The sequence below is a fragment of the Micromonospora sp. NPDC001898 genome (genome assembly GCF_042891255.1).
Taxonomy (GTDB): domain Bacteria; phylum Actinomycetota; class Actinomycetes; order Mycobacteriales; family Micromonosporaceae; genus Micromonospora.
In genome coordinates, this window is the sequence record NZ_JBIATC010000005.1 from 95,670 (window position 1) to 110,337 (window position 14,668).

At 72.2% G+C, this 14,668-nt stretch carries 13 protein-coding genes; 9 read left to right on the forward strand and 4 right to left on the reverse strand.

The window, feature by feature from the left end; translation table 11 throughout:
* Nucleotides 1-74: 74 nt before the first annotated feature.
* Together cysD and cysN are read left to right on the forward strand one after the other, a co-directional pair.
* Nucleotides 75-986, forward strand: coding sequence for a sulfate adenylyltransferase subunit CysD (gene cysD, locus ACFYZF_RS13525; RefSeq protein ID WP_387019566.1), 912 nt, complete (start codon nucleotides 75-77; stop codon nucleotides 984-986).
* On the forward strand, nucleotides 986-2,287 hold the full coding sequence (cysN, locus tag ACFYZF_RS13530) for a sulfate adenylyltransferase subunit CysN (RefSeq protein ID WP_387019569.1): 1,302 nt from the start codon (nucleotides 986-988) through the stop codon (nucleotides 2,285-2,287). Before cysD ends, cysN begins: the two co-directional genes overlap by 1 nt.
* Nucleotides 2,288-2,398: 111 nt before the next feature.
* Here cysN and galK read toward each other — a convergent pair whose 3' ends face one another.
* Both galK and galE read right to left on the reverse strand, forming a co-directional pair.
* Nucleotides 2,399-3,571, reverse strand: coding sequence for a galactokinase (gene galK, locus ACFYZF_RS13535; RefSeq protein ID WP_387019572.1), 1,173 nt, complete (start codon nucleotides 3,569-3,571; stop codon nucleotides 2,399-2,401).
* The gene (galE, locus tag ACFYZF_RS13540; RefSeq protein WP_387019575.1) at nucleotides 3,568-4,551 is read right to left on the reverse strand and encodes a UDP-glucose 4-epimerase GalE; all 984 of its coding nucleotides are present in this window, start codon (nucleotides 4,549-4,551) and stop codon (nucleotides 3,568-3,570) included. The genes galK and galE overlap by 4 nt, the downstream gene beginning before the upstream one ends.
* Before the next feature lie 113 nt (nucleotides 4,552-4,664).
* Here galE and ACFYZF_RS13545 point away from each other — a divergent pair, with 113 nt between their 5' ends.
* The 5 genes from ACFYZF_RS13545 (at nucleotide 4,665) to ACFYZF_RS13565 (ending at nucleotide 8,237) form a co-directional block, all read left to right on the forward strand.
* Nucleotides 4,665-5,684, forward strand: a complete 1,020-nt coding sequence (locus ACFYZF_RS13545) for a hemolysin family protein (RefSeq protein ID WP_387019577.1) — start codon at nucleotides 4,665-4,667, stop codon at nucleotides 5,682-5,684.
* Between the two features lie 72 nt (nucleotides 5,685-5,756).
* Entirely contained in the window at nucleotides 5,757-6,344 is a 588-nt protein-coding gene (locus ACFYZF_RS13550) for a 2'-5' RNA ligase family protein (protein ID WP_387020379.1), read from the forward strand.
* Between the two features lie 49 nt (nucleotides 6,345-6,393).
* Nucleotides 6,394-7,317, forward strand: a complete 924-nt coding sequence (locus ACFYZF_RS13555) for a YhjD/YihY/BrkB family envelope integrity protein (protein ID WP_387019579.1) — start codon at nucleotides 6,394-6,396, stop codon at nucleotides 7,315-7,317.
* A 1-nt stretch (nucleotide 7,318) separates the two neighbouring features.
* Nucleotides 7,319-7,687 (forward strand): GntR family transcriptional regulator, encoded by a 369-nt coding sequence (locus ACFYZF_RS13560; protein WP_387019582.1) that lies wholly within the window; start codon nucleotides 7,319-7,321, stop codon nucleotides 7,685-7,687.
* A gap of 106 nt (nucleotides 7,688-7,793) precedes the next feature.
* Nucleotides 7,794-8,237, forward strand: coding sequence for a hypothetical protein (locus ACFYZF_RS13565; RefSeq protein ID WP_387019585.1), 444 nt, complete (start codon nucleotides 7,794-7,796; stop codon nucleotides 8,235-8,237).
* Between the two features lie 235 nt (nucleotides 8,238-8,472).
* On the opposite strand, the gene ACFYZF_RS13570 is transcribed toward ACFYZF_RS13565, so the two are convergent.
* Together ACFYZF_RS13570 and ACFYZF_RS13575 are read right to left on the reverse strand one after the other, a co-directional pair.
* Nucleotides 8,473-10,110 carry a glycoside hydrolase family 13 protein gene (locus ACFYZF_RS13570; protein WP_387019588.1) on the reverse strand — a complete coding sequence of 546 codons (1,638 nt, stop codon included), beginning with the start codon at nucleotides 10,108-10,110 and terminating at the stop codon, nucleotides 8,473-8,475.
* A 358-nt stretch (nucleotides 10,111-10,468) separates the two neighbouring features.
* Complete coding sequence (locus tag ACFYZF_RS13575) at nucleotides 10,469-11,557, reverse strand: LacI family DNA-binding transcriptional regulator (protein WP_387019591.1); 1,089 nt, start codon at nucleotides 11,555-11,557, stop codon at nucleotides 10,469-10,471.
* A gap of 198 nt (nucleotides 11,558-11,755) precedes the next feature.
* Here ACFYZF_RS13575 and ACFYZF_RS13580 point away from each other — a divergent pair, with 198 nt between their 5' ends.
* Both ACFYZF_RS13580 and ACFYZF_RS13585 read left to right on the forward strand, forming a co-directional pair.
* Entirely contained in the window at nucleotides 11,756-13,012 is a 1,257-nt protein-coding gene (locus ACFYZF_RS13580; RefSeq protein ID WP_387019593.1) for an extracellular solute-binding protein, read from the forward strand.
* Nucleotides 13,012-14,652, forward strand: coding sequence for an ABC transporter permease subunit (locus tag ACFYZF_RS13585; RefSeq protein WP_387019595.1), 1,641 nt, complete (start codon nucleotides 13,012-13,014; stop codon nucleotides 14,650-14,652). Before ACFYZF_RS13580 ends, ACFYZF_RS13585 begins: the two co-directional genes overlap by 1 nt.
* Nucleotides 14,653-14,668 lie beyond the last annotated feature (16 nt).

Below are 14,668 nucleotides of genomic sequence, written 5' to 3' on the forward strand. Positions count from 1 at the left end.
GCGTTCTTCTTTACGTGTCCGACCGGAAAGGTCTGGAATCCCATGGGCGGATCCGAGCGAATCGAGGCCGTGTCATGACCACCCCCGCCGCGTACCAGGTCTCGCACCTCGACGCGTTGGAGGCGGAGAGCGTCTTCGTGATGCGCGAGGTGGTCGCGGAGATGGAGCGGCCGGTGCTGCTGTTCTCCGGTGGCAAGGACTCGATCGTGATGTTGCGGTTGGCGCAGAAGGCGTTCGCGCCGGCGAACATCCCGTTTCCGGTGATGCACGTCGACACGGGGCACAACTTCCCGGAGGTCCTGGAGTACCGGGATCGTCGGGTGGCGGAGCTGGGCCTGCAGTTGATCGTGGCGAGTGTGCCGGAGGCGTTGGCGCGGGGGTTCGTGCGGGAGGCGGCGGACGGGACGCGGAACCGGATCCAGACGCCGGTGTTGCTGGACGCGGTGGAGAAGCACCGGTTCGACGCGTTGTTCGGTGGGGCGCGGCGGGATGAGGAGAAGGCGCGGGCGAAGGAGCGGGTGTTCTCGTTCCGGGACGAGTTCGGGCAGTGGGATCCGAAGAACCAGCGTCCGGAGCTGTGGTCGTTGTACAACGGTCGGCATCACCCGGGGGAGTCCATCCGGGTGTTCCCGTTGTCGAACTGGACCGAGTTGGATGTGTGGCACTACATCGCGCGGGAGCGGATCCCGTTGCCCTCGATCTACTACGCGCACGAGCGCGAGGTGGTGGAGCGGGACGGGATGCTCTACGCGGTGAACGAGTTCTTCCACCCCCGGGCGGGTGAGGAGCGGTTCAAGGCCCAGGTCCGCTACCGGACGGTGGGCGATGCCTCCTGCACCGCTGCCGTGCGTTCGGACGCGGACTCGGTGGAGCTGGTGATCGAGGAGGTGGCCGCGACGCGGATCACCGAGCGGGGCGCGACCCGGGGTGACGATCGGGTCAGTGAGGCCGCGATGGAGGACCGTAAGCGGGAGGGCTACTTCTGATGAGTACCGACACTGTGGCCGCCGAGGTCGATCTCGGGGCGCGGCCGATGGACCTGCTGCGGTTCGCGACGGCGGGGAGCGTCGACGACGGTAAGTCGACGTTGATCGGCCGGCTGTTGTACGACACGAAGTCGTTGTTCACCGACCAGCTCGCCGCCGTCGAAGCCGTCAGCGCGGCGCGGGGGGACGAGTACACCAACCTCGCGTTGCTCACCGACGGCCTGCGGGCGGAGCGGGAGCAGGGCATCACGATCGATGTGGCGTACCGGTACTTCGCCACGCCGCGACGGAAGTTCATCATCGCCGACACCCCGGGGCACATCCAGTACACCCGCAACATGGTCACCGGGGCGTCCACCGCCGATCTGGCGCTGATCCTGGTGGACGCGCGCAAGGGCCTCGTCGAGCAGTCGCGGCGACACGCGTTCCTGTGTTCGTTGTTGCGGGTGCCGCACCTGGTGTTGTGCGTGAACAAGATGGACCTGGTGGGTTTCTCGCAGGAGGTGTTCGAGCGGATCGCGGACGAGTTCACGGCGTTCGCGGCGAAGCTGGACGTGCCCGACCTGACGGTGGTGCCGGTGTCGGCCCTGCGGGGGGACAACATCGTGTCCCGGTCGGAGAACATGCCGTGGTACGACGGTCCGTCGCTGCTGCATCATCTGGAGCGGGTGCACATCGCCTCGGACCGGAACCTGCAGGACGTGCGGTTCCCGGTGCAGTACGTGATCCGGCCGCAGTCCACGACGGTGACCGACTACCGGGGGTACGCCGGTCAGGTGGCCTCGGGGGTGTTGAAGCCGGGGGACGAGGTGATGGTGCTGCCGTCGGGGTTCACCAGCCGCATCGCGACGGTGGAGACCGCGGACGGGCCGGTGGAGGAGGCGTTCCCGCCGATGTCGGTCACGGTCCGGCTCGAAGACGAGATCGACATCTCCCGGGGTGACATGATCTGCCGGCCGAACAACGCCCCGGCGGTGGCGCAGGACATCGAGGCGATGGTCTGCTGGATGGACGAGACCCGCCCGTTGCAGGTCGGCGGTAAGTACGCGATCAAGCACACCACCCGATCGGCGCGGGCGATCGTGCGGGGCCTGCACTACCGCTTCGACATCAACTCCCTGCACCGCGACGAGACCGCCACCGAACTGAGGCTCAACGAGATCGGCCGGGTCCGGCTGCGGACGACGGTGCCGCTCCTGGCCGACGAGTACCGCCGCAACCGCACCACCGGTGGCTTCGTCATCATCGACGAGGCCACCAACCGCACCGTGGGCGCCGGCATGATCGTCGAAACCGTCTGACGCCGCCCCTCGAACGCCCCGCGCTTTCACGGAAAGAGTGGCCATCCGAGCCCGGATGGCCACTCTTTCCGTGAAATAGCGGCCGTGGGTCGCGGGGGAGGGGGCGGGGTGTTAGGGGTGGGTGTTGGCAGTGGACAGGTGGAAGTTGGGGGCGGGGAAGTTGTGGGCGGCGTAGGCGGTGGTGACGGTGGCGGACGCCGCGTCGGCGCGGTCGGCGTCGACCAGGGCGAGGACGCAGCCGCCGAAGCCGCCGCCGGTCATCCGCGCGCCGTACGCCCCGGCCGCGAGGGCCGCCTCGACCGCCGTGTCGATCTCCGGCACGGTGATCTCGAAGTCGTCCCGCATCGAGGCGTGTGAGGCGGTCAGCAGCGGGCCGATGTCGCGGATCCGGCCGGCGCGCAGCAGTTCGACGGTGTCGAGCACCCGCTGGTTCTCGGTCACTACGTGCCGGACCCGGCGGCGGGTCTCGTCGTCGTGGAGCAGGGCGAGGGCCTCGTCCAGCCCGGCGGCGGGGACGTCGCGCAGCGCGGCCAACCCGAGCAGCTTCGCCGCCTGGTCGCAGGAGGCGCGGCGGGAGGCGTACTCGCCGCCGGCGTGCCGGTGCGGGGCCCGGCTGTCGACCACCAGCACGGCCAGGCCGGCGGCGGCCAGGTCGAACGGGATGTGTTCGACGGACTCGGTACGGCAGTCGAGGAACAGCGCGTGGCTGGGGCGGCAGCGGATCACCGCAGACTGGTCCATGATCCCGGTGGGGACGCCGACGTAGGCGTTCTCGGCCCGCTGGGCGAGCCGGGGCCGCCGTTCGGCCGGCAGGTCCACCCCGCCGAGGTCGACCAGGGCGGCCAGCACGGCGGCCTCCAACGCCGCCGATGAGGACAGCCCGGAGCCGACCGGCACGTCCGAGGCGATGGCGAGCCGCGCGCCGGGCACGTCGTGGCCGGCGTCGCGCAGCGCCCAGACCACCCCGGCCACGTACGCGCCCCAGCCGGAGACCCGGCCGGGCGCGGCGACCTCGTCGGCGCCGAACTCGACCGGGGAGTCGGACAGCTCCGACCAGACCGTCCACCGCAGGCCGTCCTGCGGCGCGGCGGCGACGACGGTACGCAGCGGCAGCGCGAACGGCAGCACGAAGCCGTCGTTGTAGTCGGTGTGCTCGCCGATCAGGTTGGCCCGCCCGGGAGCCGCCCAGCGGCCGGCGGGTGGCTCGCCGTACCGGTGCAGGAAGCCGGCGTCGGCACGGGCGGCGACGTCGCCGGCGGGGCCGGGACGCGCGGGACCGGTCACGGACGCTCCAGGACGTGCGTGCGGTAGAAGGCCCAGGCGTCGCCGACCATGTCGTGCAGGGTGGGCTTCTCGGGCACCCAGCCCAGCTCCTCGCGGGCCAGCGCGGAGGAGGCCACCAGCTCGGCCGGGTCGCCCTCGCGGCGCGGCGCCACCTCGATCGGCAGCGGGCGGCCGGTGACCTCGCGGACCACGTCGACGACCTGCCGGTTGGTGAACCCGGCACCGTTGCCCAGGTTGTAGATCCGGTGCCGACCGGGAACGGCGGCGGTGAGCGCCAGCAGGTGGGCGCGGGCCAGGTCCTCGACGTGGATGTAGTCGCGCACGCAGGTGCCGTCGACGGTGGGGTAGTCGTCGCCGAAGAGTTGGAGCTTCTCCCGCCGGCCGGCGGCCACGTCCAGGGCGATCGGGATGAGGTGGGTCTCCGGGTCGTGCCGCTCGCCGATGGCGAGGTCGCCGCGCAGGTACGCCCCGGCGACGTTGAAGTAGCGCAGCGACACGGCGGCCAGGTCGTGCCCGGTCGCCTCGGAGGTGAGCGCCATGTCGACGGCGAGCTTGGTGGCGCCGTACGTGTTGGTGGGGGCCTTGACGGCCGTCTCCGAAATGGGCAGCTCGACCGGGTTGCCGTAGACGGCGGCGGTGGAGGAGAAGACCATCCGGGGCACGCCGGCGGCCCGGACCGCGTCGATCAGGGCGAGCGAGCCGACGGTGTTGGTCTGCCAGTACAGCTCCGGCCGGACCATCGACTCGCCGGCGGCGATCAGGGCGGCGAAGTGCAGCACCCCGTCGAAGCCCGCCCCCGGGGTGAGCACCCGGGCCGCGTCGTGGATCGGCGCGTCGACCCAGGTGGCCTCCGGGGCGAGTGCCTCCCGGTGCCCGGTGCGCAGGTCGTCGAGGACGACCACCTCGTGGCCGGCGTCGAGCAGCATCCGGGTCACCACGCTGCCGATGTAGCCGGCGCCGCCGGTGACGAGCAGTTTCACGTCGAGCCTCCTGCCTGGCCGCGTCTCGCGTGGCCGTTCGTGATCACCTTACGACGGCTCGCTGTGGCCGCACGGGCCGCCGCCGGGCCCTCGGGGCTCTACCATCTACAGACATGCGGGAAGCGGGCGGTCCCGGGCTCCGGCGACGATCGCCGAGCCGGGCTCGACGCGTTCCGGGGCCGCTGGCCCGGGCGGTCGCCCGGCTCGTGGTCCGGGCCGCCGACGGGGCCACCCGGCTGGTCACCGACCTGCTCGGGGCCAGCCCCGCAGCCGGCCGGGAACGGATCAGCGAGGCGGAGCTGCGCGACCTGGTCGCCGCCAACACCGTTCTCGACCCGGACGAGCGGCGGATCATCGACGAGGTGCTGGTGGCCGGCGCGAGCCTGGTCCGTGAGGTGATGATGCCCCGCACCGAGGTGGTCTTCCTCTCCGCCGCGCTGAGCCTGGCCGAGGCGGAGCAGCTGGTCCGGGCCGAGACGCACACCCGCTACCCGGTGGTCGACGGCACCCACGACGACGTGGTCGGCTTCGTCCACCTGCGCGACGTGCTGCTGCGCCCCGACCTCGATCCGGACGCCACCGTCGGCGAGCTGACCCGGGAGGTCAAGCAGCTGCCCGGCAGCAAGCGGGTGCTGGCCGCGCTGACCGAGATGCGCCGCGAGGGCCACCACCTGGCGGTGGTGGTCGACGAGTACGGCGGCACCGCCGGCATCGTCACCTGCGAGGACCTGATCGAGGAGCTGGTCGGGGAGATCCACGACGAGCACGACGACGCCCCCGAGCCGGCGCTGGCCGGGCTGCCCGCCGTGGTGGACGGCCGGCTCAACCTCGCCCACTTCGCCGAGCGCACCGGGGTGCGGCTGCCCGCCGGCCCGTACGAGACGGTCGGCGGGTACGTGATGGCGGCGCTCGGCCGGCTGCCGATCGACGGCGACGAGGTGCCGGTGCCCCTGGCCCCGGGCGACGGCGGTTCCCCCGACGTCCCGCCCGAGGGGTGGCTGCTGCGGGTGCTCGCGCTGGAAGGGCGCCGCGTGGCCCGGCTCGCGGTCTCCGCGGTGCGCCTGCCCGAGCCGCGGCGCGAGGTCGCCGCCCCGGTGCCGGCGGCCGAGAGCCGACCCGCCGGCCCGTCATGACGTACGCCGGGGGGTGCTGACAGAATTGCCGGCATGTTTTCGCCGGCGTGCTTCGAGTAGCCGCGCGACGTGATACGGGTGGACGGCTCGGTGGCCGAAGGGGTGGCGCGGAACGTGGATCGCAGGGACGGGGCGCCGGTGGCCGGCGACACCATCCAGATCGGGATCGCGGTGGACATCCCGGAACCGTGGGGCGGGACACTCACCCGGCGCCGGGTCGAGACCGGCGACCCCCTGGTGGTCCAGGCGCACGTGACGCTGCTCGGGCCCACCGAGATCCCGGTGGCGGCGCTGCCGGCGGTCGAGCGGCACCTCACCGCGGTGGCCGCCGCCCACCTGCCGTTCGCGCTGCACCTGCGCGGCACCGGCACGTTCCGTCCCGTCACCCAGGTGGTCTTCGTGGCGGTGGCCGCCGGGATCAGCGAGTGCGAGCTGCTGGCCGCCGCGATCAGGGTCGCGCCCGAGCTGCACCGGGAGACCCGCTTCCCGTACCACCCGCACGTCACGGTGGCGCAGGACGTCGCGCCGGAGGCGCTGGACAAGGTGTACGAGGACCTGGCCGACTTCTCGGCGATGTTCGAGGTGGGCTCGTTCACCCTCTTCTCCCACAGCGGGCAGGCCCGGTGGCAGCCGCGCCGGGACTTCCTGCTCGGGGCTTGAACCCGGCGGGCCGTCGACGTGTCGGCGGCCGATCGGCGAGGATGACGGCGTGAACGTGATCGGGCGGATCGAGGCCGGCATCGGCCGGCGGATCGCCGCCGCCCGCCGCCGGTCACGGACGTTCGACCATCTGTGGCGGGCCGGGACGCTCTACGGCGATGTGCTCGCCGCGCGGCTGGCGGCGGCCATCGCGTACTACGGCTTCTTCGCGGTCTTCGCGCTGGGCCTGGTCGCGTACGCGATCTTCGGGGCGATCCTGGAGGACAACGACGAGATCAGCGCCTCCGCCGCCGGGTTCCTCCGGGAGAACCTGCCCTTCCTGGACCCGGCGCAGATCGCCCAGAGCAGCGGCACCGTCGGCGTGATCGGCCTGGTCATCCTGGCCTTCACCGGGATCGGCTGGGTGGAGGCGATCCGCTCGTCGCAGCGGCTGATATACGGGCTCAACCAGCAGCCCGGCAACCTGGTGGTGCGCCGGGTGATCGACCTGGGCGTGCTGGTGCTGGTGTTCGTGATGCTCGGTGTCTCGGTGGCCGCCGTGGACACGCTGGAGTCGCTGCTGCGGTTCCTGCTGGGCAGCACCGGCTCGGTGGGGCTGACTGTGGTGAGCGCGGTACTCAGCGTGCTGGTCAACGCGGTGCTGGCGACGGCGTTGCTGGTGGCGGTGCCCCGGCTTCGGATGAGCCGGCGTCGGCTGCGCCCGGTGGTGTTCGTGGTCGCGGTCGGGATCACGCTGCTGAACACGGTCGGGCGGTACTACGTGGTGCGCACCGAGCGGAACCCGGCGTACGCGGTGGTGGCCGGGGCGGTCGGCGTGCTGCTCTACCTGTACCTGCTCAACCAGCTCGTCCTGTTCGGCGCGGCGCTCGCCGCGACCAGCCCGTACGGCCAGGTGGTGGACCTGGCCGAGGGGCCGGTGCCGGCGGACGTCGACGCCGACACCGATCCGGGTGCGCCCGGGGGAGCGGGCTGACATGCGGATCGTCGTGGACCAGGCGTCGCCGGTGGCGCCGTACGAGCAGGTGCGTGGCCAACTCGCCGAGCAGATCGGGGACGGGCGGCTGCCGGTCGGTACCCGGCTGCCGACGGTCCGCCGGCTCGCCGGCGAGCTGGGGCTCGCGGCGAACACGGTGGCCCGGGCGTACCGGGAACTGGAGGCCGCCGGGCTGCTGGAGACGCGGGGGCGGCACGGCACCTTCGTGGCACCGGGCCGGGACGACGCGGTGGACCGGTTGCAGCGGGCGGCGGGCGGCTACGCGGCCGAGGCCGCGCGGCTCGGGGTCGCGCCGGACGCGGCGCTGGACCTGGTCCGGGCGGCCCTGGACGCGGCCCGGCGAGGGTGAGTGGTCCCGGGCGGGGCGGCGGACGTGCACCGGACCGACAACCGAAGAACCGGCAATTCGGGCAAAAGCTACACGCCTGAACGTGAGAATCCACCATGATGAGCGCGTGGGCGCTCTCGTGACGTTGGACCTGCCGGAAGACTCACCGATGCTCGGCCTGCCGTGGATCATCACCTTCGGGCCGCTCGGCGACGCCGACGAGTGGGAGCCGGTGGTCTGCGGCCCGTACGAGCGAGCGCACGCGCTGGCCCTCGCCGAGTCGGTGGTGGCCGAGGAACAGCTCATGGGGGTGGTCGAGCCCCTGCTGCCGGCGCTGTCCCCGGACGAGATCCGCAGCGAGATCGCCGCCGCCCAGCTCGCCGCGCGGGACGAGGACAACCGGATCGAGGCGGCCGACCTCTACGGCGACTTCGAGGACGTCATCGACGACGAGCTGGAGACGGCGGCCGAGGCGGACGACCGGACCGGGCCGCTCCCGGCGCCGGACGAGGCGGAGCTGCGGGCCGGCTTCGCCCGGATCGCCAAGCTGCTCACCGAGAAGGGCGGCTGACCCGTGGCCGCCTGCGGGATTCCCTGGCCGCGGTGACGGGGAACACGTCCGCCGTCCCGCGACCGGCGTGACGCGCGTCGGTCCCGTGGCCCAGATGGTCGCCGACGCCCCACGGAGCGAACTCCGTGGGGCGTCGGCGGCACCTCACCCCCCACCACAAGGGGTCGACTGCCCAGCCCTCCGTCGGCGCGGGGCACAACGGAGGACCAGGGGCTCAAATGGGAGTCTACCCAGGTCAGCGCCGGTCGAACCACGCGGCGGCGTCCACCGGCAGGACGTGCCCGACGCCCTGCTCGGTGAGTTCCGCGCTGGCGGCGACCGGCTGGCCGTAGCCGTCGATCAGGACCTCGGCCTCGCTGAGGTTGACCACGCAGGTCAGCTCGGCCTCGCCGGCGGTCCGACGGAAGGCCAGCACTCCCGGGCCGGCGGTCTCCAGCCAGGTCACCTCGCCGGCGCTCGGGCCGAGCGCGGGGTGGGAGTGCCGGATCCGCAGCGCGGCACGGTACAGCTCCAGCGTCGATCCGGGCACCCCGGCCTGGGCGGCGACGGAGAGGGCGGCCCAGGTGGCCGGGGCCGGCAGCCAGCTCGGCGCGCTGCCCTCGGGGCCGAAGCCGTACGGGGCCAGCTCGCCGCTCCACGGGATCGGCACCCGGCAGCCGTCCCGGCTCTCGCCGGTGCGCAGGAACGACGGGTCCTGGCGCAGTTCGTCCGGCAGGTCGAGCACCTCGGGCAGGCCCAGCTCCTCGCCCTGGTAGACGTACGCGCAGCCGGGCAGGGCGAGCATCAGCAGGCTGGCGGCGCGGGCCCGGCGCAGGCCGACCTCGCCGTCGCCGTACCGGGTGACGTGCCGCTGCTTGTCGTGGTTGGACAGCACCCAGGTGGTGGGCGCGCCGACGATGGTCGCCTCGGCCAGCGCGGTGTCGATCACCTTGCGGAACGAGTCAGCCGACCAGGTGGCGTCGAGGAAGTCGAAGCTGAACGCCTGGTGCAGCTCGTCCGGGCCGATGTAGCGGGCCAGCCGCTGCGGCGTCTCGGCCCACGCCTCGGCGACCGCCATCCGGCCGCCGGGGTAGCTGTCCAGGATCGGCCGCCAGGCGCGGTAGATCTCGTGCACCTCGTCCTGGTCGAAGTACGGCAGCCGGCCCTTGCCGAGCAGCTCCGACTGGCGTCGGCCGGTGGTCATGCTGTTGAAGCCGACGTCCGGCAGCCCCTCGGCCTTGATCATGCCGTGGGCCACGTCGATGCGGAACCCGTCCACGCCCCGGTCCAGCCAGAAGCGCAGGACCTCCTCGAACTCGGCGCGGACCTCGGGGTGCCGCCAGTTGAGGTCGGGCTGGGCCGGGTCGAACAGGTGCAGGTACCACTGGCCGTCGGGCACCCGGGTCCAGGCCGGGCCGCCGAAGATGCTCTCCCAGTCGTTCGGCGGCAGCTCGCCGTTCTCGCCCTTGCCCTCGGCGAACAGGTAGCGGGCCCGCTCCGGCGAGCCGGGGGCGGCGGCGAGCGCGGCCTTGAACCACGGGTGCCTGCTGGAGGTGTGGTTCGGCACGAGGTCGACGATGATCCGCAGGCCGAGGGCGTGCGCGTCCGTGATCATGGCGTCGAAGTCGGAGAGGGTGCCGAACATCGTGTCCACGTTGCGGTAGTCGGCCACGTCGTAGCCGCCGTCGACCATCGGCGAGGTGTAGAAGGGGGTCAGCCAGAGCGCGTCCACCCCGAGGTCGCGCAGGTACGGCAGGCGCTCGCGGATGCCCTGGAGGTCGCCGACGCCGTCGCCGTTGGAGTCGGCGAAGCTGCGGACGTAGACCTGGTAGACGACCGCGGAGCGCCACCAGTCGTCGTCGGAGGTCAGTGGCGTCGGGTTGCTGGCGGTCATCGGTGGCGATCCCCGTTCTGTGGCGCGGGACGGCGTGGCGCGGCGTGGCACGGCGGTGTGTCACCCGGGTGTCAGAGCAGGATGCCGCCCGGATGCTGCAAGAGTCAAGCAGGACTTGCGCAAGAAATGACGCCCCAGGTGGTGGGAGGCGGTGTCGACGTCGGCCCGGTGGTGGGACTCGCCGGACGATCCGCGGTGCGGGACGGTGGCTGCTGCGGGAAGCGGCCGGCGCGCACCCGGGGCCGGCGCACCCGGGGCCGGCTCAGGCGGGGCCGAGGGAGGGCGGGGGCGAGGGAGGGCCGGGGCCGGCTCAGGCGGGGCCGAGGGAGGGCGGGGGCGAGGGAGGGCCGGGGCCGGCTCAGGCGGGGACGGGGAGTGCCGGGGGCGTCGGGCGCTGCCGGGTCGGGCCGCCCGTCGCCGGGCCGGTGGCGTCCCGACGGACGACGGCGGTGGAGCCGCGCACCACCAGCTCGGGCCGGAACAGGTACTCCGAGTGTGGCGCGGCGTGCCCGTTGATCTCGTCGACCAGGGCCCGGACGGCGGCTACGGCCATCGCGGCCACCGGCTGCCGCATCGTCGTCAGCGGCGGGTCGGTGAAGGCCATCAGGGGCGAGTCGTCGTACCCGACCACCGACAGGTCGCCCGGCACGGACAGGCCGCGCTGCCGGGCCGCCCGGATCGCGCCGAGCGCCATCAGGTCGGAGCCGCAGACCAGGCCGGTCACCCCGCGCTCCAGCAGCCGCCCGGCCGCCGCCTCGCCGCCCTCCACCCCGAAGAGGGTCAGCTCGGCCAGCTCGTCCAGCTCGGCTTCGGGCAGGCCCGCCAGGCGCTCCATGGCGGCCCGCCAGCCGGCCACCCGGCGCTGTACCGGGACGAACCGGTCCGGGCCGGTGATCAGGCCGATCCGGCGGTGCCCGAGGGCGACCAGGTGGGCCACGGCCAGCTCGGTGGCCTCCCGGTCGTCGCAGGAGACGAAGGGCGCGGCGATGCCCGGCACGTATCCGTTGATCATGACGACCGACAGCGGTCGGGCGATCAGCGCCCGGTACCGGTCGTGGTTGGCCGCGGTGTCGGCGTGCAGCCCGGAGACGAAGACGATGCCGGACACCTGGCGGTCGAGCAGCATCTCCACGTACTCGTCCTCGGTGACCCCGCCCGGTGTCTGGGTGCACAGCACCGGGGTGAACCCGCTCTGTGCCAGGGTCGACTCGATCACCTGGGCGAAGGCGGGGAAGATCGGGTTGTCCAGCTCCGGCACGACCAGGCCGACCAGGCCGGCGCTGCGCTTGCGCAGCCGGGCCGGGCGCTCGTAGCCGAGGACGTCGAGGGCGGTGAGGACGGCCTGCCGGGTCTCGGGGGCCACGCCGGGGCGGTCGTTGAGCACCCGCGACACCGTGGCCTCGCTGACTTCGGCCTGCTGGGCGATGTCGGACAGTCGAGCACGCATGGGCGAACTTTAGCCCACGGGCAAGTTCTTGCGTACGCGCCTGCAAGCTCTTCCATTATCTGCAACCTCTTGCTAACGTCCCCGCAACATACGGGAGTAGCGGCGCACAACCGGGCGCCGGACAGCAAGAACTTACGAAGGTTCCCACTGGCGGGCAGCCCTTTCCCCGGCACATCCGCCATGACGACAGGAGTACCGATGCGCATCCGTACCGCGGGTGTGGTCGCCGTCCTCGGCCTGGCGCTGGCCGCCACCGGCTGCGGCGGTGGCGACGACGACAGCAACGCCCCGGCCGCGAAGGAGTCCGCCAAGGCAGCCGGCGGCAAGCTGGTGATCTGGGCCGACGACAAGCGCACCGCCGCCCTCAAGCCGTTCGCCGAGAAGTTCGGCAAGGAGAACGGCGTCACGGTCGAGGTCCAGGCCGTCTCCAAGGACCTGCAGACCAACTTCGTGACCGCCTCGCAGCAGGGCAGCGGCCCGGACGTCGTGGTCGGCGCGCACGACTGGATCGGCAACCTCGTCCAGAACGGCGCCATCGATCCCGTGCAGCTCGCCGCCGAGCAGAAGAGCGGCTTCAACGAGACCGCCGTCAAGGCCGTCACGTTCAACGGCCAGCTCTACGGCGTGCCCTACGCCATGGAGAACCTGGCGCTGATCCGCAACACCGAGTTGGCCCCCGAGGCGCCCAAGACCGTCGAGGACCTGGTCGCCGCCGGCAAGAAGCTCAAGGCCGAGAAGAAGGCCACCGAGATCCTCTGCCTCCAGTCCGGCCAGAACGGCGACGCCTACCACATCTACCCGTTCTACACCTCCGGTGGCGGGTACCTCTTCGGCACGGCCGCCAACGGCGACTACGACCCGAAGGACCTGGGCGTGGGCAAGCCGGAGTCGATCGAGGCGTTCAAGAAGATCGCCAAGCTCGGTGAGAAGGGCGACGGCGCGCTGAAGCGCTCGATCACCGGCGAGAACTCGATCGCCACGTTCACCGGCAAGAAGTGCGCCTACCTGGTCTCCGGCCCGTGGGCCGTCGCGGACGCCAAGAAGGCCAACATCTCCTACGACATCTCCCCGGTCCCCGGCTTCGCCGGCGGCAAGGAGGCCCAGCCGTTCGTGGGCGTCCAGGCGTTCTACGTGGCAGCCAAGGGCAAGAACAAGGCCCTCGCCCAGGAGTTCGTGGCGAACCACGTCACCACCCCCGAACTGGCCGTGGCGCTCTACAACGCCGAGCCCCGTCCGCCGGCGCTGACCGCCGCCCTCGACCAGGTCAAGGGCACCGACCCGGACCTGGCCAAGTTCCAGGAGGCCGGCAAGAACGGCCAGGTGCTCCCGGCGATCCCGGCCATGGCCACCATCTGGGACCCGTTCGGCAAGGCCGAGGCCGCCATCATCGGCGGCGCCGACCCGACCAAGACGATCACCGCGGCCGGCAAGACCATCTCCGGCCAGATCAAGTAATGAGCACGTCGCTGTCCGGCCCGGGGGCTGCCACGCAGCCCCCGGGCCGGGAGCCCGCCAGCCCCGGGCTCCCGGACAGGTCCCGCACCGCTCGGCACCGCGAGCCGATCACCACGACCGGTCTGCTCGTCAAGGTGGTCCTGCTCGGCCTGACCGCCGGGATCGCGGTCTGGGCGGCCTTCCCGCTCATCGAGGCGGAGAAGTGGGTCGGGCTGGCCCTGCTGGCCGCCACCACCGCCGGGCTCTTCTACCTCTACCTGACCCGCCGGCACATCCCGGCGAAGTACCTGGTCCCCGGCACGCTGTTCCTCATCGCGTTCCAGGTGGTCCCGGTGCTCTACACGGCGAGCACCGCCTTCACGAACTTCGGCGACGGCCACCGCGGCACCAAGGAAGACGCCGTCGTCGCCATCCAGACCGCCTCGGTCAAGCAGGTGCCCGGCTCCGCCGAGTACGCCCTCTCCGTGGCCACCCAGGGCGACCCGGCGACCGGCCCGCTCGTCTTCCTGGTCAGCGACCCGGGCACCGGCGCCGTCTCGGCCGGCGACGCCGGCGGGCTGCGCAAACTCGACCCGGCCGACGTCACCGTGTCCCCCGGCGGCAAGGTCACCGCCGCCGACGGCTACACCGTGCTCAACTTCGGCCAGGCCAGCGCCCGCAGCCAGGAGATCACCGACCTGGTCGTGCCGACCTCCGGCGGCGCGCTGCGTTCCGCCGGCCTGTCCCGCGCCTACGAGGGCAAGGCGATCCGGGCGTACGACGCCGGCTGCGACTGCGTCAAGGACATCGAGACCGGCAAGACCTGGACGGCGGACGAGGAGTCCGGCGCCTTCGTCGCCCCCGACGGCGAACGGCTGGCCCAGGGCTGGAAGGTCACCGTCGGGCTGAAGAACTTCTCCCGGGTGCTCACCGACCCGGCCATCTCCGGGCCGTTCTTCGGCACTCTGCTGTGGAACTTCGCCTTCGCCGTCGGCTCCACCGGCGGCACGTTCATCCTGGGCATGTTCATCGCCCTGGCGCTGCACTCGCCCCGGATGCGGGGCACCAACGTCTACCGGGTCCTGCTGATCCTGCCGTACGCCATGCCGTCCTTCGCGATGCTGCTGGTCTGGCGGGACATGTTCAACACCGACTTCGGGCTGATCAACAACCTGTTCGGGCTCGGGGTGGACTGGTTCGGCCAGGAGTGGTCGGCCCGGACGGCGGTGATCCTGGTGCAGCTCTGGCTCGGCTACCCGTACATGTTCCTGGTCGCCACGGGCGCGCTCCAGGCCATCCCGAAGGAGCTGACCGAGGCGACCTCGGTCGACGGCGCGTCACCCTGGCAGTCGTTCCGGGCGGTCACCCTGCCGCTGCTGCTGGTCGCGCTCTCCCCGCTGCTGATCGCGTCGTTCGCGTACAACTTCAACAACTTCAACGCGATCTACCTGACCACCGAGGGCGGCCCGTTCCCGGCGGACAACCCGACGGCGGGAGCGACGGACCTGCTGATCACGTACACGTACCGGCTGGCCTTCGGCGCGCAGGGCGCCCAGTTCGGCCTGGCGGCCGCGGTGTCGATCTTCATCTTCACCATCGTCGCGGTGGTGTCGGCGGTGAGCTTCCGGCGCACCCGTAAGCAGGAGGAGGTGTACTCGTGACCTCGCTCAGTGGCAC